The following is a 22,190-nucleotide window of genomic DNA, read 5'->3' as shown; positions in this document are numbered from 1 at the left end:
TATATTGGATGAACGTGTCCCTCGACCTGCGGATCGAGCAGGTTCCTGGGGACAACGGCGCGGGCGAATGGCTTCGCATCAGCGAGGAACTGCACCGCGAGTTCAACGCGCGGGCGCAGACGCTCGCGTTGATGGTCCAGGGCCGGGTCATCTACGAGACGATGGAGGAATACTGGCCGCGGGCGCGCGAAGACGCGTCGCTGCCGGACGTCCTGCGTGAATACGGCGAGATCTGGACCGCAGCGCCCAAGGTGCTTGTCTCTCGCACCCGCCGCAGCGCCGATCACAACACCCGGATCATCGGCGGAGACGATGCGATCGAGCAGCTCGCCGCCCTCCGTGCCCAGACCGACGGCACCATCGGTGTAGGTGGCGCGGCGCTCGCCACACAGCTGCTCCGCGCCAATCTGCTCGACGAGCTGCTGCTCTTCACCCATCCCGCGATCCTCGGCTTCGGCAGGCCGCTGTTCGACGACTACGACGTGCCGATCGAGCTTGACCTGCTCGAGCAGCGCTCGTTCGAGCAGGGCGTCACGATGCACCACTACGCGATCCACAATGAGCTCGAGGACAGCCCATGCTGAGGCAGGTCGCCGAGGGCGCGTCGGTCCATGAGAGCGAGTTCTGCCAGACCAACTCCGTGGTCGTGCAAGGCCGGGCCGGCGTGTTGCTCATCGACGCCGGAATCCATCGCGACGAAATGGCCTGCCTCGCCAACGACCTGTCCGAGTCGGGCCAGACCGTGGTGGCAGGCTTCTCGACGCATCCTCATTGGGATCACCTGCTTTGGCACGCCGGGCTCGGCGCGGCGCCTCGTTACGGCACGGCCCTCTGCGCGGCCACTGTCCGAGATCGGCTCTCGGGCGGGGTGGATGCGGTCGCAAAGGCCGCCGGCATCCCCGAACAGGTACCGCTGGACCTGCTCGGCCTCATCACCGCTCTGCCCGCCGAGACGGCGCAGATTCCCTGGGACGGCCCGCAAGTCCGCATCGTCGAGCATCAAGCACATGCCCCGGGCCATGCGGCGCTGTTGATCGAGGAACGCGGGGTTCTCATCGCCGGCGACATGCTTTCCGATGTCTTGATTCCGATGCTCGACCTGAACGCCGCCGACCCGATCGAGGACTACCTCGCCGCGCTGGGCCTGATCGAGGGCGTGGCGGGCGACGTAGATGTCCTCATCCCCGGCCACGGGTCCGTCGGCGGAGCTGATCAGGTACACGCGCGGATCGACCAGGATCGGGCGTACGTGCACGCCCTGCATGACGCCCACGTCCCCAGCGACCCGCGGATCGGCCCATCGGCCATGGACGGCTGGGACTGGGTGGCCGGCGTGCACGAACATCAACTCCAGCGTCTCGCCCAAAGAAGCGAGCGCGACGGGACGCCCCGCTAGCGATCGGTGTGCGACACGCCGCCAAGATGGAGGACTGTGAATGCCCGGAGCCGGGACAGTTTTGCCTTGGTCGATTTCGTGGTAACCGACGAGACCGATCAATTTCAGCTAAAGATAAGAGGTCGGCTCAAGAGCTTTATGCTACCCAAAGCGCTCTCGACACCACGCGTCGAGAGGTTCTGCACCAATGGCTGCTCCACCCAGTCAGCAGCGGGTCACCAAATATATTGCGTCTCACATTGCGAGAATCGGGAATCTCATATTGCCGGTTCGACTCGTGATCGCAAAATGTACAATTCGGGTCACGTTGTACGACGATCGCGCCTGCACAACGCCTTGGTAATCTCGCTTTCAACTATTGAAAACCATCGCACCGAGTTTTTGGCGATCTCCGCGCGATCTCTTCAGTAAGGTGTGAGGCCCTTACATTCCGGTCGGGTGGAGGTCGTCGATGCGACAGTTCCGGGTGTGTGTGGTTTCTGCTGCTCTGGGGTTGGCTGTGCTGGCACAGCCGGTACCTCACGGTGCGGCGTACGCCTCCGAGCAGGCGAAAGCGGTGAGTTATCCCGCGTGGACCTACGGCATGAAGGTGTGGCCGTTCGACATTCTCAATCCGGGTGACGACGAGGCGTCAATCCGTGAGCGGCTGGACACCGCGAAAGACAAGGGGGCGAACACCGTCATCTTCTACCTCGAAGAAGAGCAGATGTACGGGTCGTTCGTGGACGAGGCCGGGTTCCAGAACATGCTCGGCAAAATCCGATATCTGCTGGCGCAGGCTCATACGCGGGGGCTGAAGGCGGTGTGCTATCTGAACGGGGTCGAGGTTCTGACCCGGGACGCGGTGGACGCCAACGGGCGGCCGACCGGTAAGCCGACGCTGGCCAGTACGCATCCTGATTGGCTGCAGCAGGACATCACCGGCAAGAAGATGTCGTTCACCACCACGAAGCAGGTCGACTGGGTTCCCGCGAAGGCAGCCGATGACTGGGCCTCGCCGTACAGCGGGTGGCGGGACTTCTTCAAGGGCCGGCTGGCCGCGCTCGGACAGGCGGGGCTGGACGGCGTCTACATCGACTCGACCAGCGTGGCGGGTACGGCCTTCGGGAACTTCTGGGCCTCGTCGGATCCGGGGTTCGCCAACGCGTTCAAGCAGGCGTACGGGCTGGACGTGCCGAAGACGGTCGACTGGAACTCCCCCGCCTGGCGCAAGTTCGTCTACTTCCGTCACGAGGCGATCCGCGACTACCTGGCCGACCTGGCCGGCACCGCGCGGGCCTACGGCATCACGCCGTTCTTCGAGATGTCCTCGCTGGACAACCAGACCGGCACCGAGATGGGCAACGACAACCAGTTCACCATCGGCGGCGGCATCGCCGTGTCACCGGAGGTCGAGCCGAACTATCTCTCGGGCAAGTTCAAGGAGGCCTTCCGCGCGGCCAAGGCCGGTCGGGACGCCGACCAGAGCTTCCCGATGTGGTATCTCGGCTGGCCGCAGAACGCCACCCAGGCCCGGCGCGAGTACGCGATCACCCTGGCGCTGTCCGGCAACTACTACCCGACGAGCGACAGCCCCTACCCCGCCAACGCCTTCTCCTTCCTCGACACCCTGCGTCCGATCCTCGACCGGCGCGTGCCGTACGCCAAGGCGTCGCTGCTGTATCCGATGCGCAGCAAGGACTTCACCTACGCCACCTCCGCGGCGCTCAAGGCGTACGGCGACGCCTTCACCGCGCTGGCGCGCCGGCACGTGCCGTTCCGGATCGTCCCCCAGGACGGGCTGAAGGCCTCCGACCTGACCGGCACCGTGGTCCTGGGCGGGGCGCAGTCGATGAGCGACCAGGAGTACGCCCTGGTCGCCGCGAAGACCGTGGCGCTCGTCGGCGCGGACAACGCCACCAAGGACACCTGGTTCGAGCCGAAGGCCCGATCGTTCCACACCACGGTGCCCGTCACGGGCATCGACCAGGGGCTGCCCTTCTCCGTGTCGGCTCCGGAGAGCTCCTTGATCGAGTACTACACCGACCGCGACGACCCCAACCACTTCTACCTGTTCTCCTACAACGACACCCCGTCCGGCACGATCACCCTCAACCGCGCCCAGGGGGTGAGCGCGAAGATCTTCAAGCTCGACCAGCCGGCCACCACCCAGAGCGGCACCACGGTGACATCGGCCATCTCCGCCAACGAGTACCTCACCGTCCTCGACGTCACGCTCACCGGCACGCGCGGGGTCAGCTGGAGCGGGGGGCGGGGATGACGGAGAGCTCGCAGGGGTAGGAGTCCGCGGGCGCGGCCAGGAGCCAGACGATCATGGCGGCGAGGCTGGCCGGCTGGATGCAGGCCGCCGGATCGTAGGGGCGGCCGAAGGCGGCTCGGATGGCGCGCAGGTGGTCGGTGGCCGTGGCCGCCGGGTAGACGGTGGTGACGCGAACGCCGTGCGGCTCCTCCTCCTCGCGCAGGGAGTCGGCCAGCTCGCGCAGCGCGGTCTTGCTGCCGACGAAGGCGGACCAGCGTGGTACGGCATGCATCCCGGGCGTCGCGTTGACGAAGACGACGTGACCCCGGGAGCGGCGGAGGGCGGGTAACGCCAGGCGGGTGATCTCGGCGGCGGAGGCCAGGTTCACCGCCAGGGTCCGGGTCCAGACCTCGACGGAGGCTTCCGCCACCGGGGCCACGTGCGCGACCCCGGCGCAGTGGATCACCCCGTCCAGGTCGCCCAGGTCGCCGAGGGCGGCTTCCAGGGTTTCCGGGCGCGACAGGTCCGCCTCGATACGGCGTGCCGAGCCGGGCAGCCGCTCGAGGCTCCTCCCCAGGGCGGTCACCTGGTGGCCCGCCGCCTCCAGGGCGGACACCACCGCCGAGCCGATCCCGCCTGCCGCTCCCGTCACCAGTAAGTCGCCCATGACGGAAGAGGTTAGGTGACGCGGTGGCGGGCGCGGAAGCCTGCGGCCTTGGCGCGGTTGCCGCATTCGAGCATGTCGCACCAGCGCCTCGACGACGCGCGGGAGGTGTCGACGAACAGGCGGGTGCACTGGTCGGCCCCGCACTGCTTGATCCGGGCGTGGTCGGGGCCGCCGAGCAGTTCGATGGCGGCTCTGGCCACGGTCGACAGGGCGGCGGGCACCGGGCCCAGGCGCTCGACGCCCTCCGCGGCGGCCAGCCGTACCTGGGCGGGAGGGGTGGCGGCGAAGGCGTTGAGCGTGTCGCGATCGTGCGGCTGGGCAGCGTCCGTCGCCAGGCGGTAGATCGCCTCGCGGAGCGCCTTGGTGGCGGCGAGGTCCGGGGCGCCGGCCGGCGGGGCGGAGGTGAGCAGGCCGGCCTCGGTGATCCAGCGCGACAGCGCCTCGGGACCGTCGAGCAGGTCCGTGCGGTCGGTACGGCGGTGCTGGACGGTGCCCGCGAGGTCCAGGGCGACGTTGCCGCTGACGAAGGTGAATCGGGTCACACTCACATGCTAACCCCTTTGACAGGTTATGCGCGACCGTGACATAACGAGACTCGTGCTTACTGAGACCCGCGTGAGGAACCGGACCGCGATGCTGGTGCCCGGGCTGTTCGTGGTGATGTGGAGCAGCGCGTTCATCGCCGGGATCGTCGGAGTGGGTGCGGGGACGCCGCTGTTGCTGACGTTCGTGCGTTTCGCGGCGGCGGGGCTGCTGCTGGCTGGTTTCGCGCTGGCGACCAGGGCCGCCTGGCCGCGCGGACGGGCGCTGGCGCACGTGGTGGTGGCGGGTGTGCTGATCCAGGCGGTGCAGTTCAGCGCCTTCTACACCGCGATGTCCATGCACATGCCGGCCGCGGTGGTGGCGCTGGTGCAGGGGCTGAGCCCGGTCGTGATCGCGATGGTGGCGGGGCGGGCGCTGGGCGAGCGGGTGGCGCCGTGGCAGTGGGCCGGCTTCGGGCTGGGCGCGCTCGGTGTGGCGCTGGCGGTGGCCGACCGGGTGAGCTTCTCGCTGGGCGGGCTGCTGCTGTGCGTGGTGGGGCTGCTGGGGCAGAGCCTGGGCACCGTCTACCAGAAGCGGTTCGCCGCCGACATGGACGTGCGGACGGGCACGGCCACGCAGTTCCTGGTCAGCGCGCCGCTGGTGGGTGTGGCGTCGCTGCTGTTCGAGACGCCGCGGGTGAACGACTGGGCGGGATTCTCGGCCTCGGCGGGTTGGCTGGTGCTCGTCAACTCGATCGGCGCGTTCCTGCTGCTCAACACGATGCTGAGGGACGCGCCCGCGAGCCGGGTCAGCACGCTGTTCTTCCTGACGCCGTCGGTGACCGCGGTGATGGCCTGGCTCCTGGTCGGCCAGGAGCTGCACCCGCAGGCCGTCGCCGGGCTGGTCGTGGGCGGCGCGGGCGTGCTGCTGGCGAACCGGCGTGGTTAGGACGTCTCGACGTGGAAGCGGGGCAGGGCGTCGGGGTGGTTCTCCCTGATGTACCTGACCAGGTGCTCGCGCACGTCGCACTTGAGGTCCCAGGCCGAGGCCGAGTCGGCTGCGCTCATCAGCGCCCGCAGTTCGACCAGCCCGTTGTCCAGCACGTCGGTCACCTGCAGCGTCCAGTCCTTCTGGTCCCACAGCGGGTTGGTCTGGATGAAGGAGTACAGCTCCTCCCGGATCTTCTCCACCGGCACCCGCCAGTCGACGCGCAGGAGCACCACGGCCAGCACCTGGCTGCCGTGGCGGGTCCAGTTCTCGAAGGGGTTCTGGGTGAAGTAGGACACCGGCAGCACCAGCCGCCGCTCGTCCCACAGCCGCACCACCACGTAGGTGAGCGTCAGCTCCTCGATGCGCCCCCACTCCCTGTTGACCACGACCACGTCCTCGAGGCGCAGCGCGTCGCTGAAGGCGAGCTGCAGCCCGGCCAGCAGGTTGCCCAGTGTCGACTGGGCGGCGATGCCGACCACGGCACCGGCGATGCCGGCCGAGGCCAGCAGCCCGGCGCCGAGCGCCCGCACCTCGGGGAAGGAGAACAGGATCGCGCCGAGCGCCACCACGACGATCACCGCGGTCGCGGCCCTGCGCACCAGCCCGATCTGGGTCATGATCCGCCGGGCCCGGCGATTGCGCTCGCCCTCGATCAGCGTCAGGCGGTCCAGGATGACGTCGGTGACCGCGTAGGCGGCCTGCGTCACGAGCCATGTCACCGCGACGATCATCAGCACGCCGATCAGCCTGTCGACCCAGCCGCCCATGCTCACCTCGACCGCGAGCACCGACAGGATCGCGACGGCGAACCCGGGCCACGTGCAGTGCTCCACCAGGTGACGGGCCAGGTCCCACTTACGGCCCGCCCTGGCAAGTAGCCGCCTCGCCACCTCTACCAGTGCGACCGCCGCGACCAGTGAGATGGCAAGGATGGGCCACTCCACGTTCACTCCCCCAAATGTCTAAAAGATCTCGTCAAAGCTCACATTGCCCTCAACCGCCACCTGGTACGCGGAGACACGCCGCTCGAAGAAGTTCGCCAGCTCCTGCACATCCTGGAGCTCCATGAAACCGAACGGATTGGTCGTGCCGTACCGGCGGGAGAAGCCGAGCCTGGCCAGGCGCTGGTCGGCGACGTATTCCAGATATTGGCGCATCTGGGCGGCGCTCATGCCGGGCATGCCGTCGCCGCACAGGTCGCGCGCGAAGGCCAGCTCGGCGGAGACCGCCTCCTCCAGCATCTCGATGACCTGCTTCTCAAGCTCCGCGTCGAACAGCGACGGCTCCTCCGAGCGTACGGTGTCCACGACGCTGAAGGCGAACTCCATGTGCATGGACTCGTCGCGGAACACCCAGTTCGTGCCGGTGGCCAGCCCGCTCAGCAGGCCCCGCGAGCGGAACCAGTACACGTAGGCGAAGGCGCCGTAGAAGAACAGTCCCTCGATGCAGGCGGCGAAGCAGATCAGGTTGAGCAGGAAGGCCCGCCTGTCGTCCCTGGTCTCCAGCCGGTTGAGACCGCCGAGCGAGTCGATCCATTTGAAGCAGAACTCGGCCTTGTCGCGGATCGAGGGGATGTGCTCGACCGCGGCGAAGGCCTTGATCCGCTCGTCGAGGTCGGGTAGGTAGGTGTCGAGCAGCGTCAGGTAGAACTGCACGTGCACCGCCTCCTCGAACAGCTGCCTGGACAGGTACAGGCGCGCCTCGGGGGCATTGACGTGCTGGTAGAGGTTGAGCACCAGGTTGTTGGCCACGATGGAGTCGCCGGTGGCGAAGAAGGCCACCAGCCGGTTGATCAGGTGGCGCTCCTGCGGCGTCATCTTGGCCAGGTCGGCCAGGTCGGAGTGCAGGTCCACCTCCTCCACCGTCCAGGTGTTCCGGATCGCGGCGCGGTAGCGCTCGTAGAAGTCCGGATACCGCATCGGGCGGAGCGTCAGATCCATTCCGGGATCAAGCAACATTACTGACACGCCTCGCAGGTCTCGGGGTTCTCAAGGGAGCAGGCGATCGCCTCGGCCGTGGGGGTGGTGACCGTGGTCTGGGCGATCCGGGTCGCCGGGCGCGAGCGCAGGTAGTAGGTGGTCTTCAGGCCCTGCTTCCACGCGTAGGCGTACATCGACGACAGCTTGCCGATGGTGGGGCTGGCCATGAACAGGTTCAGCGACTGTCCCTGGTCGATGTACGGCTGGCGCGCCGCGGCCAGGTCGATCAGCGCCTTCTGCGGCAGCTCCCAGGCGGTCCGGTACAGGGTCCGCAGGTCGGCGGGGACGCCGGGGACGTCCTGGACGGAGCCGTCGGCGCGCTTGAGGTCGTCGCGCATCCGCTGCGTCCACAGGCCGCGGGCCTGCAGGTCGGCCACCAGGTACCGGTTGACCTGGAGGAACTCGCCCGACAGCGTCTCGCGCTTGAAGACGTTGGACACCTGGGGCTCGATGCACTCGTAGCAGCCCGCGATCGAGGCGATCGTCGCGGTGGGCGCGACGGCGATCATCAGCGAGTTGCGCAGCCCGTTCGCGGCGATCTTGGCCCTGACCGCGTCCCAGCGCGGGCCGTGCGCCGCGTCGTAGTGGTCCGGGTGCAGCACGCCCTGAGCGGCCCGCGTGTCGGCGTAGGAGGGGTGCCTCCCGCGCTCGGCCGCCAGGTCGGCCGAGGTGTCGTAGGCGGCCAGCGCGATCTCCTCGGAGATCCTGGTCGACAACGCCAGGGCTTCGGGCGAGTCGAAGGGCAGCCGCAGCGTGAAGAACACGTCCGCCAGCCCCATCAGGCCCAGCCCGATGGGCCGCCAGCGCAGGTTGGCCGCCTGCGCCTCGGGCGTCGGGTAGAAGCCCAGGTCGATCGTCCTGTCCAGGAAGCGGACCGCGGTCCTGACGGTCCGGCCCAGCCGCGCCCAGTCCAGGCCGCCCTCGTCCAGGTGGGCGGCCAGGTTGATCGAGCCCAGGTTGCACACCGCGGTCTCGCCGTCGCTGGTGACCTCGAGGATCTCGGTGCACAGGTTCGACAGGTGGATGACGTTCTCGGGGCGGGCGGTCTGGTTGGAGGTGCGGTTGGCGGCGTCCTTGAACGTCATCCAGCCGTTGCCGGTCTGCGCCAGGGTCCGCATCATCCGCCCGTAGAGGGTGCGCGCGGGGATCTGCCGGACATGGCGGCCCTCTGCTTCGTAGGCGCGGTAGGCGGCCGTGAAGGCCTCGCCGTACAGGTCGGTCAGGTCGGGGACTGTCTTGGGGTCGAACAGCGACCACGGCTCGTCGGCCTCGACGCGGCGCATGAACTCGTCGGGCACCCAGTTGGCCAGGTTCAGGTTGTGCGTACGGCGGGCGTCCTCGCCCGTGTTGTCGCGCAGCTCGAGGAACTCCTCGATGTCGGCGTGCCAGGTCTCCAGGTAGACGCAGGCCGCGCCCTTGCGCCGGCCGCCCTGGTTGACGGCGGCCACCGAGGAGTCGAGCGTGCGCAGCCACGGCACGATGCCGTTGGAGTGGCCGTTGGTGCCGCGGATCAGCGAGCCGCGGGAGCGGACCCGGGTCCAGGAGATCCCGATCCCCCCGGCGTACTTGGAAAGCCTGGCCACCTGCCCGTAGCGGTCGTAGATCGACTCGAGCTCGTCGCGCGGCGAGTCCAGCAGGAAGCAGGACGACAGCTGCGGCCTGCGCGAGCCGGAGTTGAACAGCGTGGGCGACGACGGCAGGTAGGACAGGGTCGACATCAACGCGTACAGCTCCGCGGCCTCGGCCACGGTCTCGGACAGGCCGCAGGCCACCCGCAGGAAGAAGTGCTGCGGGCGCTCGAGCACCTTGCGCGTCTCCGGGTGGCGCAGCAGGTAGCGGTCGTAGACGGTGCGCAACCCGAAGTACTCGAACCGGTCGTCGGCCTCGGCCGAGATCAGCGCGTCCAGCTCGGCCGCGTGGGCGGCGACGAAGGCGGCCAGCGAGTCCTGGATCAATCCGGCCGCGTGGGTCGCCGCGATGGACTCGGAGAACGAGGCCAACCCGGCCTCCTCCGCGATCTCCTCGGCGAGCAACCGGGCGGCAACCCTGGAGTTCGCCGGGTCGGTGATCACCTTCGCGGCCGCCTCCTCGATGGCCAGCCGCCGATCCACCTCAACGATCTGCGTCAACTGCTCTCCTCGTGAACGATGCCCGCGAGGGCGCACGAGAGCACGGCGGCGCAGGGGTACCCCGGCCGCGACGCCCCCGGGCCCTCCCGCGAGGCCCTGGACAACTACGTCGCGGGCAGGTCTTCGGGCTCGCGGGCGTGGTCGTGCCTACTGGCCGTCGCTTCCCAGAGCTCTCTCCAGTGCTCGTGACGGCGGTCGTTCCCGCTCACCGCTGCGGGGCAGCCCCGGAATCGCACCGGGTTCCCTTTCACTCCGCCCTCACGGGCGAACCAGCGACAGGAGGGATCCTACATCTAGTGGCCGTTCCCGCAACTGCCCCAGCATGTTGTGTTCGGTGTGTCGAGAAGGCCCAGATCACCGAGCACCGCGCGGGTGCGGTCCACCTCGGAGGCCAGCCAGGCCGCGAAGTCGTCCCCGCTCAGCGGCAGCGGTCGCCAGCCGCTGGTACGGCAGGCCTCCAGCCACGGCGCCGAGGCGCTCACGTCGTCGCACATCCGCAGCGCCAGAGCCCTGGACCCGGCCGCCATGCCCGGCGGCCCGACCACCGCGCACCAGTTGGCGAAGTCGACCCGCACTCCGCATTCGAGCAGGCTGGGCGCGTCGAGCCCGTCGACCCGGTGCGCCGAGGAGACGGCCAGCAGCCTGACCCGCTCCGCGTCGACGCGCGGCCGCCACTCCGCCAGCGTCCCGGCCGCGGCCGCCACCTTACCGCCAAGCAGCGCGACGACCGCCTCGCCACCCCCCGGATAGCCGGTGTAGTCCAGCTGCCGGGCGTCGGCGCCCACCCCCCTGGCGATCAGACCGAACAGCAGGTGGTCGGGCCCGCCCATCGGGCCGCCCGCCACCGGCGTCAGCTCCGGCTTGGCGATCAGCTGCTCGGCCAGGTCACCGAACTCGCGGTAGCGGGAGTTCGCGGGCACCACCACGACCTCGACGTCGCCGGTGAGCCTGGCCAGCGGGGTGGCGGTGTCGATCGTGGCCAGCCCCCGGTGCAGCTCGCCGGCCGCCAGCGCGGCCAGCCCGGTCACGGTGATCACGGTCGCGGCGCCCGGCGCCGTCACCGGGTATCCGGCGCGGCGTGCGGCCTGGACCAGGCACTTGGTCACGGGGGTCCAGCTCTCGCCACCCGCCACGATGGAGAGGGCGCCCGCCGTACCGCCCCGAGCGGTGGCGCAGCCCGCCAGGCAGGCGGCGGCGCCCAGCCCCAGCGCCAGGAAGTGCCTCCTGCGCATGCCGGCCACCCCCTCCGCTCCTCACTACAAGTTATTGACAGAACACATCGAGTTACACATCTCGGATATGCCCGTCACGCGCCTGGCGGTTATATGCGGAATTTCTCGGGTTTAGGGGTAATTGTTGCCGGATGGGAAATCGATGGATATCTCGTTATGCCGTTGCGACCACGCTTTTACGCGTGACAATTCTGAACAGAACTGGTCAGCGATCCGGGTAAAGGAGCGGCATGCCGATCCGGCTCACGGGGTTGGGCGGGTTGATGCCGCCGTCCACGTGGCAGGTGCTGCGCAGCCTGGGGCCGCTCGGGCACCGCGAGGCGGGGCGGGTGCTGATGCGCCAGGGCGATCCGGCCGACCACGTGCTCGCGCTGGTCCACGGCAGGGTAAAGGTGTCCCAGGTGGAGCCCGACGGGATCGACCTGACGGTCGCCGTGCGGCATCCGGGCGAGGTGCTGGGCGACATCGCGGTGCTGCGCGGGGGCGGGCGAACGGCCACTGTGACCGCCGTCGACCCGTGCCAGGTTCACCTCATCCCTGGACCCGCTTTTGAACGATTTGTCGCCAAAAATAGTCTTTCAATGCTGATTATCCGGCACACGCTTGACCGCCTGCACGAGGCGGAGCGTTATCGGCCCGAGCTCACCGCGCTCCCGCTTTCCCGGCGGCTCTGCCATGCGCTGCTGCGGGTGGCCGAGCCCGACGGTGCGGGCGGGGCGGTGGTGGACGCGGGGATCTCGCAGGAGGAGTTCGGCCGCATGATCCGCGCCTCGCGCAACGCGGTGGGCCAGGTGCTGGGCCGGTTGCGCCGGCTCGGGGCGATCGACACGACCAGGAACCGTGTGACGATCAAGGACCTCGCCCTCCTGCACGCCTACGCCACCGACGATCTTCCCACTCCCTGACGCCGGGAGAGGTCCCGGCGCGGTGGACGACCATGCTCACAGGCGGGACCGGCGAGGCGCAGATCACAGGCCGTGTGCACACGGGTGGGCATTCACTGTCGCTGTGGCTGGCCACGGCCGGGGCCGCGCTGGTGGCGGCCCCGGCTCTGCTCACTCGACTGTGACGCTCTTGGCGAGGTTGCGCGGCTTGTCCACATCGCGGCCCAGCGCCACGGCGGCGTGGTAGGCCAGCAGCTGCAGCGGGATCGTCAGCAGGATCGGGTCCAGCTCGATCTCGTTCTTCGGCACCACGATCACGTCCTCGGCGAGCTTGGCGTCGGGCTCGCGGTGGCCGATCATGAGCACGTTGCCGCCGCGGGCGCGGATCTCGCCCAGCGTGGTCAGGTTCTTGTCGAGCAGCTCGTCGTCGGGGACGATCGCCACGGTCGGCATCTCCGGGCCGATCAACGCCAGCGGCCCGTGCTTGAGCTCGCTGGCCGGGTAGGCCTCGGCGTGGACGTAGGAGATCTCCTTCAGCTTCTGCGCGCCCTCGCGGGCCACCGGGTAGCCGCGGACCCGGCCGACGAACATCATGCTGGGGTACTTGGCGTAGCGGCGGGCCAGCTCGGCGATCTTGTCACCCTGGCCGAGGATCTCCTCGATCTGGTCGGGCAGCCTGCGCAGCCCCTCGCAGATGCGCCGCCCGTCGGCCGGCGACAGGTCGTGCACCCGGCCGAAGTGCAGCGCGAGCAGCGCGAAGGCCAGCGCGGTCGAGGTGAAGGCCTTGGTCGAGGCCACCGACACCTCGGGCCCGGCGTGCAGGTAGACGCCGCCGTCCACCTCGCGGGCGATGGCGCTGCCGACGGCGTTGACGATGCCGATGACGCGCCCGCCCTTGCGCTTGAGCTCCTGGACGGCGGCCAGCGTGTCGTAGGTCTCGCCGGACTGGCTGATCGCGACGTAGAGGGTGTCGGGGTCGACGACCGGGTTGCGGTAGCGGAACTCGCTGGCGGGCTCAGCGTCGGCGGGGATGCGGGCCAGCTCCTCGATGAGCTGCGCGCCGATCTGCCCCGAGTAGTAGGCCGATCCGCAGCCGATGATCTTCACCCGGCGGAAGGAGCGGGTCTCGCGGGCGTCCATGTTCAGCCCGCCCAGGTGGGCGATGTGGAAGCGCTCGTCGAGGCGGCCGCGCATGGTGCGCGCCACGGTCTCGGGCTGCTCGGAGATCTCCTTGAGCAGGTAGTGCTCGTAGCCGCCGGTGTCGTAGTGTCCCGCGTCCCAGTCCACGGTCAGCGGCTGCTTGGCGGTCTCGCGGGCGTCGCTGGCGAAGGTGTGGAAGCCGTCGGCCTTCAGTACGGCCAGCTCGCCGTCCTCCAGGTGGACCACCTGCCGCGTGTAGCGGACCAGGGCGGCCACGTCGGAGGCGGCGAACATCTCCTTCTCACCGATGCCGAGCACGATCGGGCTGCCGTTGCGCGCCACGACCACCTCGCCGGGCCGCTGGGCGTCCACCACGGCGATGCCGTAGGTGCCGACGACGCTCTTGAGCGCCTTCCTGACCGCGTCCTCCAGCGAGTCGGTCTCCTCGACCGTACGGGCGATGAGGTGGGCGAGCACCTCGGTGTCGGTCTCGGAGACGAACACCACGCCGTCGGCCACCAGCCTGGCGCGCAGCTCGTCGGCGTTCTCGATGATGCCGTTGTGCACGACCGCGACGCGCTCGTCGCTGGACAGGTGCGGGTGCGCGTTGGCATCGCTGGGCACGCCGTGCGTGGCCCAGCGCGTGTGGCCGATGCCCAGGTTCCCCTTGAACCTGGCAGGTACGACCGCCGCCAGATCGGCGACCCTGCCCTTGACCTTGCGGACCTTGAGTCCCTTGTTGGACACCACGACTCCGGCCGAGTCGTATCCGCGATACTCGAGCCGTTGCAGGCCCTCGAGCAGGATGGGCGCCGCGTCCTTCGGCCCCACGTACGCCACGATTCCGCACATACGGGTACTCCCCTATCCGTAGACGATCCTGCGCAGCTGTCGCAACGACAGGTCCGGAGCCAGCACCCGGCGGTGCCGCAGCTCCAGTGCAACCCTGGGGAAGATCTCGTCGTTGGTGAGGCCACGGGTCTTCAGCTCGCCGTGGCGCCGCCGTACGAAATCCTCGGTGCGCTCGGAGAAGTACGCCAGCACGTCGGCCACCACCCGGTCGGCCTCTCCTGGGCGTAGCGAACTGGTACGCGCGAGGTGCGCGACGAGGTCCTCGTATGAGTGCACGACGAGGAAGGTACCCAGGAGAAGGCCATGAGGCCAACATCTTGCCCGAAATCGGGCAAGAATTGGCCACTACTGGACGGCGCCGCGGCTCCAGCCCTTGGCGAAACGCCAGCAGGCGAAGACCGCGGCGCCGACGGAGAGCAGCACGCCCGCCGCGTCGCCGACTGGATCATGCTGGTCGCCCAGTATCCGGGCGAGATCGGTACGACGGCCTGCGCCTCATCGCGACCGGCACCAGCGCCCGCCTAGCGCCGAGACCGACAGCGCACCCACGGTGCACAGCGTGGTGAGCTCGCCCTGGCTGCGGACCACGCCGGCGATGGCCGTACCCGTTCCCAGCAGCGCGAAGCACCAGGCCAGGGGTGGCGCATCCCGCTGTCGCCGGCACGCACGTCCGTCACCGCCGAGGGCGTGCGGGTGGTCGACGCGCGCGCGGGTCGGGGGCGGGACCTGCCGCGCGCACGCCCGTCGCCGCCGAGGGGTGCGAGTGACCGACGCGCGCGGGTCGGGGGCGGGACCTACCGCCGTACCTCGACACGCCGGTGGACTGGGATGCAGAGTTCGCGGCTGACCTGCGCGATCTCATCCGTATCGTCCGCCCCGTCTGACTCACCCCTTTCAGGGAGGATTACTGTAAGTAGCATTCCTGTCGCGAAGGGTGGGGGTTGTCATGTTGCACTGGCTCGCCGTCTCGCTCGCTGCCGCCGCGGTCGCCGCACCCGGGCCGCGCCAGGCCGACTTCGCCGCCGCGGCCGAGCAGTACGGTGTCCCGCTCAGCGTCCTCCTGGGCGTCTCCTACCTCGAATCCCGCTGGGACGCCCACCCAGGCGAGCCCAGCACCTCAGGCGGCTACGGCCCCATGCACCTGATCGACCTGCCCACCACCCCCTCCGTCCACCGCGCCTCCCACCCCCGCGCCACGCCACCCGTAGCCGGCAACGCCATCGCCGCCACGCAGCACACCCGCTCCATCTCCCCACCCACCGCGGTCCACCTGGCAACCGCCCACTTCCCCGCAGCCTTGTCCACCTCCTCGGCCGCTGCCCGCTCCCCCGCAGCTTTGTCCAATTCGGCCGCCGCCCGCGCCCACAGCGCCACCGAATCCCGCCCCTACGCGACGCCCGTCCTGCAGCGCGCCGCGGCCTCTCCCGAGAGCGCCACGACCGACCCCCGCGGCAGCGCCATCGCCGCCAGCGCCTCCACCACCCACGCCGCCGCCTCGCAGCCCGCCGAAAGCCGCCCCGGGGATGCCGGCCCGGCCGCTCGTGGTTCCTTGCCGGTGGGCAGCCACGGCGGGCACGTCGCCGCGGATGGACCGGCGGTGGATTCCGTGTTCGACGACGCGCGGGGAGACGACTCCCGTCCGATGGTGAGGTCGGCAGCGCCCGAGGAACCCCCGGCGGCCAAGGCGCCCGAGGACACGCTGCGGATCGCGGCGCGGCTGATCGGCGCCGACCCGGCCACGGTCCGCAGGGACCCGGTGACCAACATCCGCGCCGGTGCCGCGCTCCTGGCCTCCTACCAGCGCGAGCCCAGCCAGGACCCCAACGCCTGGTACGACGCGGTCGCCCGATACTCGGGCTCCGACGACTCGTTCGCCGCGCGGGCCTTCGCCGACGACGTGTTCGCGGTGATGCGTTCCGGCGCGGCCCGCCGTACCGATGAAGGATCTCTGGTACGGCTGGCCCCCACGGAGGGCCTGCGACACCCCATGCCGATGCGGATGGCGAGCAGGGCGGAATGTCCGGCAGGGCTGGGATGCGAGTGGATGCCCGCCGCCTACAAGCGCTTCGGGAAGAAGGACTACGGCAATCACGATCGGATGCGTGGCAACCGGCGTATCGACTACATCGTGATCCACGACACCGAGGGCTCGTATGGCGGGGTTCCGTCGATGGTGCACGATCCGCAGTACGTGAGCTGGCACTACACGGTCCGCTCCCGCGACGGACATGTCGCCCAGCACGTGCGGACCAGGGACATCGCGTGGCATGCGGGGAACTGGGATGTCAATTCCCGCTCGATCGGGATCGAGCATGAGGGATACCTCGCCAAGGGCACCTGGTACACCGAGGCGCTCTACCGATCTTCCGCCCGTCTGGTGAGATACCTGGCGGGCAAGTTCGACATCCCTCTCGACCGGGCGCACATCATCGGCCACGACAACGTCCCGGGCACGACGCCCAAGACGGTGCCCGGCATGCACGAGGATCCCGGACCGTACTGGGATTGGGCCCACTATTTCGACCTGCTGGGCGCTCCCTTCGAACCGGCCGAGCAGGGTTCCTCGGTCATCATCCGCCCCGACTACCAGCAGAACCAGCCGACCTTCACCGGCTGCACGAAAGCGAAGAAGCCCTGCCCACCACGCGGCGCCTCGACCGTCTGGCTCCGCAAGGCGCCGCGCGACAACGCCATGCTCGTGGACGATGTGGGCAAAACCCTCGGCAGGAACGCGACGTACAGCGTCTACGACCACAGCGCCCGCGCCTCGACCGGCCAGCGCTACGCCCTCGCCGGCACGTCGGGCGACTGGACGGCCATCTGGTACCTCGGGCAGAAGGCCTGGTTCTACAATCCGCCCGACGAGCCCACCGCCATCCCGGCCACCGGCCCGCTGGTCACACCGCGCCACGACAAGGTCAAGGTGTACGGCAGGGCGTATCCCGAGCGATCCGCCTACCGCCGAACGGGCGTCAAGTACCAGCCGCAGGTGCCGCTCCAGTACCGCCTCCGCGCAGGCCAGCGCTACTCGCTCGGCCTCACGATCCCCAGTTCCTTCCAGTCGGCCAAGACCTTCAACCCCCGCAAGCACGTCACGGTCCGCGGGAAGCTCCGCTACTACCAGATCCAGCTCGGCCACCGCGCCATGTTCGTCAAGACCCGCGACGTCCGCGTCCTCCACTAGCCAACCGCCACGCCCGGAACCCACCGCCACACCGCCGTGCCCGCCCCGCCTCGCAACCGCCCCCGACCACGAGGCGGCACCCCTCTAACGTGTCCACACTGGCGTGTGCGCACTGACGTGTCTGCGCTGGCGTGTCCGCGCTGACGTGTCCGCGCTGGCGTGTCTGCGCGCGAATCCCGGGCCTGTGGAGGTTGTCGGTGTTGCAGGGCGTCCGGGGATGCGCCGTGGGAGCAGCGGGCGGGACGGAGGCCTAGCGTGGGACACGCCGAGGTGCGGAAATGGAACGGTGGAAATCCCGAGGGTTCGGGCGCGTGTGCGCACGGGCACTCCGTAGAGACGATATGGTTTTCCCGTGACCGGCAATCGCCGGAAACGCGCGGAAGTGGCTCAGTGGTAGAGCATCACCTTGCCAAGGTGAGGGTCGCGGGTTCGAATCCCGTCTTCCGCTCGGAGTACAACTCCTGGTGGAGTGGCCGAGAGGCGAGGCAGCGGCCTGCAAAGCCGTCTACACGGGTTCAAATCCCGTCTCCACCTCGGTGCGGTCGGCGGACCCCACGGGATCCGCTAAAGTAAGTGAGCGCCATGCGGAAGTGGCTCAGTGGTAGAGCATCACCTTGCCAAGGTGAGGGTCGCGGGTTCGAATCCCGTCTTCCGCTCTGAGTTCAACTCAACATGGACGATTAGCTCAGCGGGAGAGCGCTTCCCTGACACGGAAGAGGTCACTGGTTCAATCCCAGTATCGTCCACCAGTTTCACGGGCCGGTTCCTTCACCAGAGGAGCCGGCCTTTCGATCATCTACCATCAGCGCGCCGGCAGAACGCAGACCGATCACGCGGCGGGCGCGATCGGCGGTCTTCAATGCCGTGCCGACCCCGAAGCCGCCAGACGTGCGGCCGTCCAGCCGGGATGATCGAGGTCCCCATGCCGCACGAGGGCGACGAGCGGCTGGCCTGGCACGGCAGGCGGGCGTCGGCGGGCGGTCCTCGCCACCCAGGCGCCGGTACAGGTCCTGACGATGTCGCCGATCGGGAAGTCGCAGCCGTCCCTGCCAGCGAGAGGATCGTTGGTCTTCAATGCCGTGCGGACACCGGAGCCGCCAGGCGTGCCCGCCGTCCGGCCGGGGTGAGGGCCGGACGGCGGGCATGGGTTGTTATGGGGTGATTGGGATGTTGGTCAGGCCGGAGGTGGCGTTGGTGACGGTGTTGGAGGAGTAGACGACGTTGGGCTGCGCCGAGCACTGCGAGACCGAGGTGATCTTGATGGCGTAGGCGCCGACGCCGCCGAGGTCGGAGGTGTTGGACCGCCACACGTTGCCGCACCCGTTGGCGAAGGACGGGTTCGTGGACGGGTTGTGGGTCTCGTAGCCGTTGGCGAACGTCCCGGGCGGGGCGAAGGTGCCGGTGTTGCCCTCGATCAGGTAGCCGATCCCCTTGACGTCGACCCAGGAGTCGCCCGAGTTCTCGCCCGTGATGCCGGTGCCGTCGAAGGTGTTGCCGCGGATGACGCCGTCGAAGGTGCCCTCCTTGACGTCGATGTGCTCGGCCGCGATGTCCGGCCCGAGCCGGTTGCGCAGCACCGCGACCCGGTCGGAGCGGTCGACGCCGCCGGTGTTGCCGTGGCAGCCCCAGTTGGAGTTGGCCGACCCGATGTAGACGCCCTCGCCGTAGCCGGGCTGGACCAGGCCGGTGTGGTCGATCCTGGAGTTCTGGATCACGCCGTCGGCCGACGACCTGCGGAAGTGCACGGCCTCCTCGTCCGTGTGGTGGACGTACACGCCGTCGATGGTGACGTGCGGGGAGTCGTCCACCACGATCCCCTTCTTGGAGTCCTTGACCGTGAAGCCGGTCAGCTTCCAGTACGGCGCGCCGTACAGCCACAGCCCGTATCCGGAGTCCCACCCGGGGGTCGGGACGGGACAGGAGGGGGCCTCGCCCGAGGGCCCGTCGTTGACGAGTATCGCGCCGGACGGACCGGTCAGCGTGATCGGGGCCGCGGCCGTGCCCGCCCGCTGGGCGACGAAGACGCCGTGGTACTCCCCCGCGGCCAGGCGGATCGTCTGGCCGGGCTGGGACCCGGCCAGCGCGCTGATCAGCTGGGCCGCGGTGGAGACGTCCACGGTCGGGCCGCCACCTGACGAGGTGGTGGCGGTGACGGCGCTACTGGCGGCCGAACGGTTGCCGGCGGCGTCGCGCGCCTTGACCGTGTAGGTGTACCCCGTGGACGCGGCCAGCCCGGTGTCGGTGAACGACGTGCCCGTGACCGTGCCCACCAGGCTGGAGCCCCGATAGACCTCGTAGCCTGTGACGCCCACGTTGTCGGTGGAGGCGGTCCAGGCCAGCGAGACGCTGCTGGAGGTCGTCCCCGTGACGTGCGGGCTGCCCGGCACGGTAGGCGGCACGGAGTCGCTTCCGCTCGGCGAGCCGTACACCTGCAACTCCCAGAGCGAGTACCCGTAGGCGGTGCCCCGCGCCGTGCCGTACACGCGGATGTAGCGCCCGCTGCCGGACACCGTCAGGTCGTCCGTCCCTCCGTCGCCGCTGGTGGTGGAGTAGAGGTCGGTCCATGAGGACCCGTCGGGGGAAGCCTGGACCTTGTAGGCCCTGGCGTAGGCGGCCTCCCAGTTGAGCTTGACGCGCGAGATCACGGCGGGAGAGCCGAGGTCGACCCTGATCCACTCGGGATCGTGGCCCTCGCGAGACGCCCAGCGTGTGCCGGTGTTGCCGTCGACCGCCTTGGCCGCCGCGTAACCTGAGGCCTCGACGGACGAGGCCGTGGCGGGCTTCCCCTGGGAGAGCAGCGGGTCGGCCTGGGACGGGGACAGCAGGGCCGCGAACAGGACGGCGGGGACGAGCAAGCCCCTCATCAGGGCACCCAGTGGTTACCGGAGACCGTGATCATGGTTTGCAGCTGGATGCTGGCCGAGTAGTAGCCGGTGGTGTCGATCGGCGTGCCCAGCATCTTGTTCCACAGGGCGTCCACCCAGGCCTGGCTGCCGGGGTCGGTCAGCGCCGCGACCGCGAACGGCGCGAAGAACGCGGCCTCGCTGCCGCTGGAGATCTGCGTGCCGTCCAGCTTGTAGCCGACAGCGATCTTGGCGGGGTCGCCGCCGGTCTTGGCCTTGATCCAGCTGTTGAGCTTGCGCGCCGCGGCGAGGGACTTGGCATCGCCGCTGGTGACGGCGTCGTCGGCGATCCGCCACGGGGTGCGGCAGGAGTTCCACCAGTAGTTGCCGTCGTTGGCGTCCTCGAGGACCTTGCCGGGTGCGGGCTTGGGCGTGGTGTTGGTGTTGACGACGAAGTCCGGCAGCAGCCCGGCGCTCGGCGAGTAGGTCGACTGCATGGACGCGACCAGGTTCTGGTGCGCCGAACGGATGGTGTCCCACGCCGCGTCACCGCTGGCGGTGCGGAAGGCGCGGAAGTGGTCGATCATCCAGTCGGAGGGCCGGGTGAGGTAGTAGTACTGGTCGCCCGAGCTGGACCAGTCGCCCAGCTTGACCAGGTTCGTGGACGGGTTGACCTCGTCCTTCTTGATGGCGGCGATGTGCCGGACCGCGAGCTGCTTGTAGTTGTACGTCCCGGCGCTCCCCCACTGCCGGTCGGCCAGGAGCAGGCCGTAGGCCACGTCGAGGTCGCCGTCGGTCGCGCTGTCGGAGCCGTCGACGCTCTTGCACGCGGTGTCCTGCTCGGCGGCCAGCAGGTCGTGATTGTTGACCGAGGGGTGGTCGAGCATCCACTTGACCATTCCGTCGAAGATCTTCTTGGCGTCCGGGTCCGCCCCGGCCATCGTGGCCACGATCGCCATGCCGTACCCCTGGGCCTCGGCCACGTAGGGATGGTCGGCGTCGGGCGAGATGACCTGGTACCAGCCGTTGCCGCAGTTCTGGCGGACGAAGGCGGCCTTCCACTTCTTGTAGTAGTCGATCACCTTCTGGTCGATGGCCGCCTGGTCGCCCGTCGGGCGCAGGGTGCCCGGGGTGTAGGGGATGGTGTGGCTGCCGAACGGCACGCCGCCGCCTCCGCCGCCGGACTGTGTGGTTGCGGTGACGGCGTTGCTCGCGGGCGAGCGGTTGCCGGCGGCGTCCACGGCCTTGACCGTGTAGGTGTAGGAGGTCGAGGCGGCCAGGCCGGTGTCAGTGAAGGACGTGCCGGCCGCGGTGCCGGCCAGGGTGGCGCCCCGGTAGATCTCGTAGCCGGTCACGCCCACGTCGTCGGTGGAGGCGGTCCAGGCCAGCGAGACGCTGCCGGCCGTGGTGCCTGTCGCCTGGAGGTTCCCCGGCGCGGTGGGCGGGGTCGTGTCGCCGGAGCCGCCCGCGGTGCCGTACACCTGGAACTCCCACAGGGAGTAGCCGTAGGCGGTGCCCCTGGCCGTGCCGTACATCCGGACATAGCGGCCGCTGCCGGAGACGGTCAGGTCGTCCGTGGCGCCGTCGCCGGAGGTGGTGGAGTAGATGTCGGTCCAGGCGCTGCCGTCAGGCGAGGTCTGGATCTTGTACGACTTGCCGTAGGCGGCCTCCCAGATCAGCTTGACCCTGGAGATCGTGGCGGTGGCGCCGAGGTCGATCCGGATCCACTCGGGGTCGTGGCCCTCCTTGGAGCCCCAGCGGGTGCCGGTGTTGCCGTCCACGGCCTTGGCCGCCGCGTAGCTCGAGGCCTCTGTCGAGGAGGCGGTGGCCGGTTTGCCCTGCGACAGCAACGTCTCGGCGGCGGTGACGGCGGCGGCGTGGAACGGGGACTGGGCGGGCGGCGCGGCCATCGCTGGCTGCGCGGCGAGCGCGAGCGCGGCGACGGCGGCCGCCAGGGACATACGTAGCATCGGTGCTCCTGCGGGGCTGGGGGGGTGACAGGAACCTCGATAGTTAAGAAAGCTTCCTAACTACCAAAGAGTAGATTAGGTTGCCCTCATATCTCGCGCAAGACCCAACCTTCGCCGCGCGTACCTGCGGATTCGGACATCACCGCAGCTCAGACGCGTTGAC

Annotated in this window: 17 protein-coding genes, 4 tRNA genes and 1 riboswitch; of the genes, 11 read left to right on the top strand and 10 right to left on the bottom strand. The window is 69.3% G+C overall.

The annotated features are described in order from the left end of the window. The first annotated feature begins 8 nt into the window (after nt 1-8). From ACIBHX_RS06275 to ACIBHX_RS06265, 3 genes are all read left to right on the top strand, one after another. On the top strand, nt 9-584 hold the full coding sequence (locus ACIBHX_RS06275) for a dihydrofolate reductase family protein (RefSeq protein WP_397064742.1): 576 nt from the start codon (nt 9-11) through the stop codon (nt 582-584). Beyond that, entirely contained in the window at nt 578-1,396 is an 819-nt protein-coding gene (locus tag ACIBHX_RS06270) for an MBL fold metallo-hydrolase (protein WP_397064741.1), read from the top strand. The genes ACIBHX_RS06275 and ACIBHX_RS06270 overlap by 7 nt, the downstream gene beginning before the upstream one ends. A 556-nt stretch (nt 1,397-1,952) precedes the next feature. Then, complete coding sequence (locus tag ACIBHX_RS06265; RefSeq protein ID WP_397064739.1) at nt 1,953-3,656, top strand: hypothetical protein; 1,704 nt, start codon at nt 1,953-1,955, stop codon at nt 3,654-3,656. Here ACIBHX_RS06265 and ACIBHX_RS06260 read toward each other — a convergent pair. Beyond that, complete coding sequence (locus ACIBHX_RS06260; protein ID WP_397064737.1) at nt 3,631-4,302, bottom strand: SDR family NAD(P)-dependent oxidoreductase; 672 nt, start codon at nt 4,300-4,302, stop codon at nt 3,631-3,633. The two genes, ACIBHX_RS06265 and ACIBHX_RS06260, sit on opposite strands and share 26 nt — an antisense overlap. 11 nt (nt 4,303-4,313) lie before the next feature. Then, entirely contained in the window at nt 4,314-4,844 is a 531-nt protein-coding gene (locus ACIBHX_RS06255) for a CGNR zinc finger domain-containing protein (RefSeq protein WP_397064736.1), read from the bottom strand. 73 nt (nt 4,845-4,917) lie between these two features. On the opposite strand from ACIBHX_RS06255, the gene ACIBHX_RS06250 reads away from it, so the two are divergent. Continuing rightward, nucleotides 4,918-5,772, top strand: coding sequence for a DMT family transporter (locus ACIBHX_RS06250; protein ID WP_397064734.1), 855 nt, complete (start codon nt 4,918-4,920; stop codon nt 5,770-5,772). Here the strand turns inward: ACIBHX_RS06250 and ACIBHX_RS06245 are convergent. From ACIBHX_RS06245 to ACIBHX_RS06230, 4 genes are all read right to left on the bottom strand, one after another. Further along, nucleotides 5,769-6,758, bottom strand: coding sequence for a mechanosensitive ion channel family protein (locus tag ACIBHX_RS06245; RefSeq protein WP_397064732.1), 990 nt, complete (start codon nt 6,756-6,758; stop codon nt 5,769-5,771). The two genes, ACIBHX_RS06250 and ACIBHX_RS06245, sit on opposite strands and share 4 nt — an antisense overlap. A gap of 18 nt (nt 6,759-6,776) precedes the next feature. After that, nucleotides 6,777-7,754 (bottom strand): ribonucleotide-diphosphate reductase subunit beta, encoded by a 978-nt coding sequence (locus ACIBHX_RS06240; protein WP_397064730.1) that lies wholly within the window; start codon nt 7,752-7,754, stop codon nt 6,777-6,779. Between the two features lie 17 nt (nt 7,755-7,771). Next, complete coding sequence (locus tag ACIBHX_RS06235) at nt 7,772-9,922, bottom strand: ribonucleoside-diphosphate reductase subunit alpha (RefSeq protein WP_397064728.1); 2,151 nt, start codon at nt 9,920-9,922, stop codon at nt 7,772-7,774. A 96-nt stretch (nt 9,923-10,018) separates the two neighbouring features. Further along, a riboswitch (cobalamin riboswitch) is annotated at nt 10,019-10,211 on the bottom strand. 4 nt (nt 10,212-10,215) lie between these two features. Then, nucleotides 10,216-11,154: a Bug family tripartite tricarboxylate transporter substrate binding protein gene (locus tag ACIBHX_RS06230; protein WP_397064726.1), complete on the bottom strand. Its 939-nt coding sequence runs from the start codon at nt 11,152-11,154 to the stop codon at nt 10,216-10,218. 230 nt (nt 11,155-11,384) lie between these two features. On the opposite strand from ACIBHX_RS06230, the gene ACIBHX_RS06225 reads away from it, so the two are divergent. Both ACIBHX_RS06225 and ACIBHX_RS06220 read left to right on the top strand, forming a co-directional pair. Beyond that, nucleotides 11,385-12,059: a Crp/Fnr family transcriptional regulator gene (locus ACIBHX_RS06225; protein WP_397064724.1), complete on the top strand. Its 675-nt coding sequence runs from the start codon at nt 11,385-11,387 to the stop codon at nt 12,057-12,059. Between the two features lie 32 nt (nt 12,060-12,091). Continuing rightward, nucleotides 12,092-12,223, top strand: coding sequence for a hypothetical protein (locus ACIBHX_RS06220; RefSeq protein ID WP_397064722.1), 132 nt, complete (start codon nt 12,092-12,094; stop codon nt 12,221-12,223). On the opposite strand, the gene glmS is transcribed toward ACIBHX_RS06220, so the two are convergent. Both glmS and ACIBHX_RS06210 read right to left on the bottom strand, forming a co-directional pair. Next, nucleotides 12,210-14,030: a glutamine--fructose-6-phosphate transaminase (isomerizing) gene (gene glmS / locus ACIBHX_RS06215; protein ID WP_397064720.1), complete on the bottom strand. Its 1,821-nt coding sequence runs from the start codon at nt 14,028-14,030 to the stop codon at nt 12,210-12,212. The two genes, ACIBHX_RS06220 and glmS, sit on opposite strands and share 14 nt — an antisense overlap. Before the next feature lie 12 nt (nt 14,031-14,042). Next, entirely contained in the window at nt 14,043-14,306 is a 264-nt protein-coding gene (locus ACIBHX_RS06210) for a hypothetical protein (protein ID WP_397064719.1), read from the bottom strand. 670 nt (nt 14,307-14,976) lie between these two features. On the opposite strand from ACIBHX_RS06210, the gene ACIBHX_RS06205 reads away from it, so the two are divergent. From ACIBHX_RS06205 to ACIBHX_RS06185, 5 genes are all read left to right on the top strand, one after another. After that, on the top strand, nt 14,977-17,214 hold the full coding sequence (locus tag ACIBHX_RS06205) for an N-acetylmuramoyl-L-alanine amidase (protein WP_397064717.1): 2,238 nt from the start codon (nt 14,977-14,979) through the stop codon (nt 17,212-17,214). Between the two features lie 376 nt (nt 17,215-17,590). Beyond that, nucleotides 17,591-17,662, top strand: a tRNA-Gly gene (locus ACIBHX_RS06200). Nucleotides 17,663-17,677: 15 nt separating this feature from the next. Continuing rightward, nucleotides 17,678-17,748, top strand: a tRNA-Cys gene (locus ACIBHX_RS06195). A 50-nt stretch (nt 17,749-17,798) separates the two neighbouring features. Beyond that, nucleotides 17,799-17,870 (top strand) — tRNA-Gly (locus ACIBHX_RS06190). An 18-nt stretch (nt 17,871-17,888) separates the two neighbouring features. Next, nucleotides 17,889-17,963 (top strand) — tRNA-Val (locus ACIBHX_RS06185). Between the two features lie 402 nt (nt 17,964-18,365). Here ACIBHX_RS06185 and ACIBHX_RS06180 read toward each other — a convergent pair. Beyond that, a complete protein-coding gene (locus ACIBHX_RS06180; protein WP_397064715.1) occupies nt 18,366-20,078 on the bottom strand; it encodes a discoidin domain-containing protein in 1,713 nt (570 codons plus the stop codon). Next, the gene (locus ACIBHX_RS06175; protein ID WP_397064713.1) at nt 20,078-22,027 is read right to left on the bottom strand and encodes a glycosyl hydrolase family 8; all 1,950 of its coding nucleotides are present in this window, start codon (nt 22,025-22,027) and stop codon (nt 20,078-20,080) included. Before ACIBHX_RS06175 ends, ACIBHX_RS06180 begins: the two co-directional genes overlap by 1 nt. Between the last annotated feature and the right edge of the window lie 163 nt (nt 22,028-22,190).

Source organism: Nonomuraea sp. NPDC050536 (assembly GCF_044457685.1).
Taxonomy (GTDB): Bacteria; Actinomycetota; Actinomycetes; order Streptosporangiales; family Streptosporangiaceae; genus Nonomuraea.
Note: the sequence above shows the minus strand (reverse complement) of the source record. Positions and strands in the feature narration are given on the sequence as shown.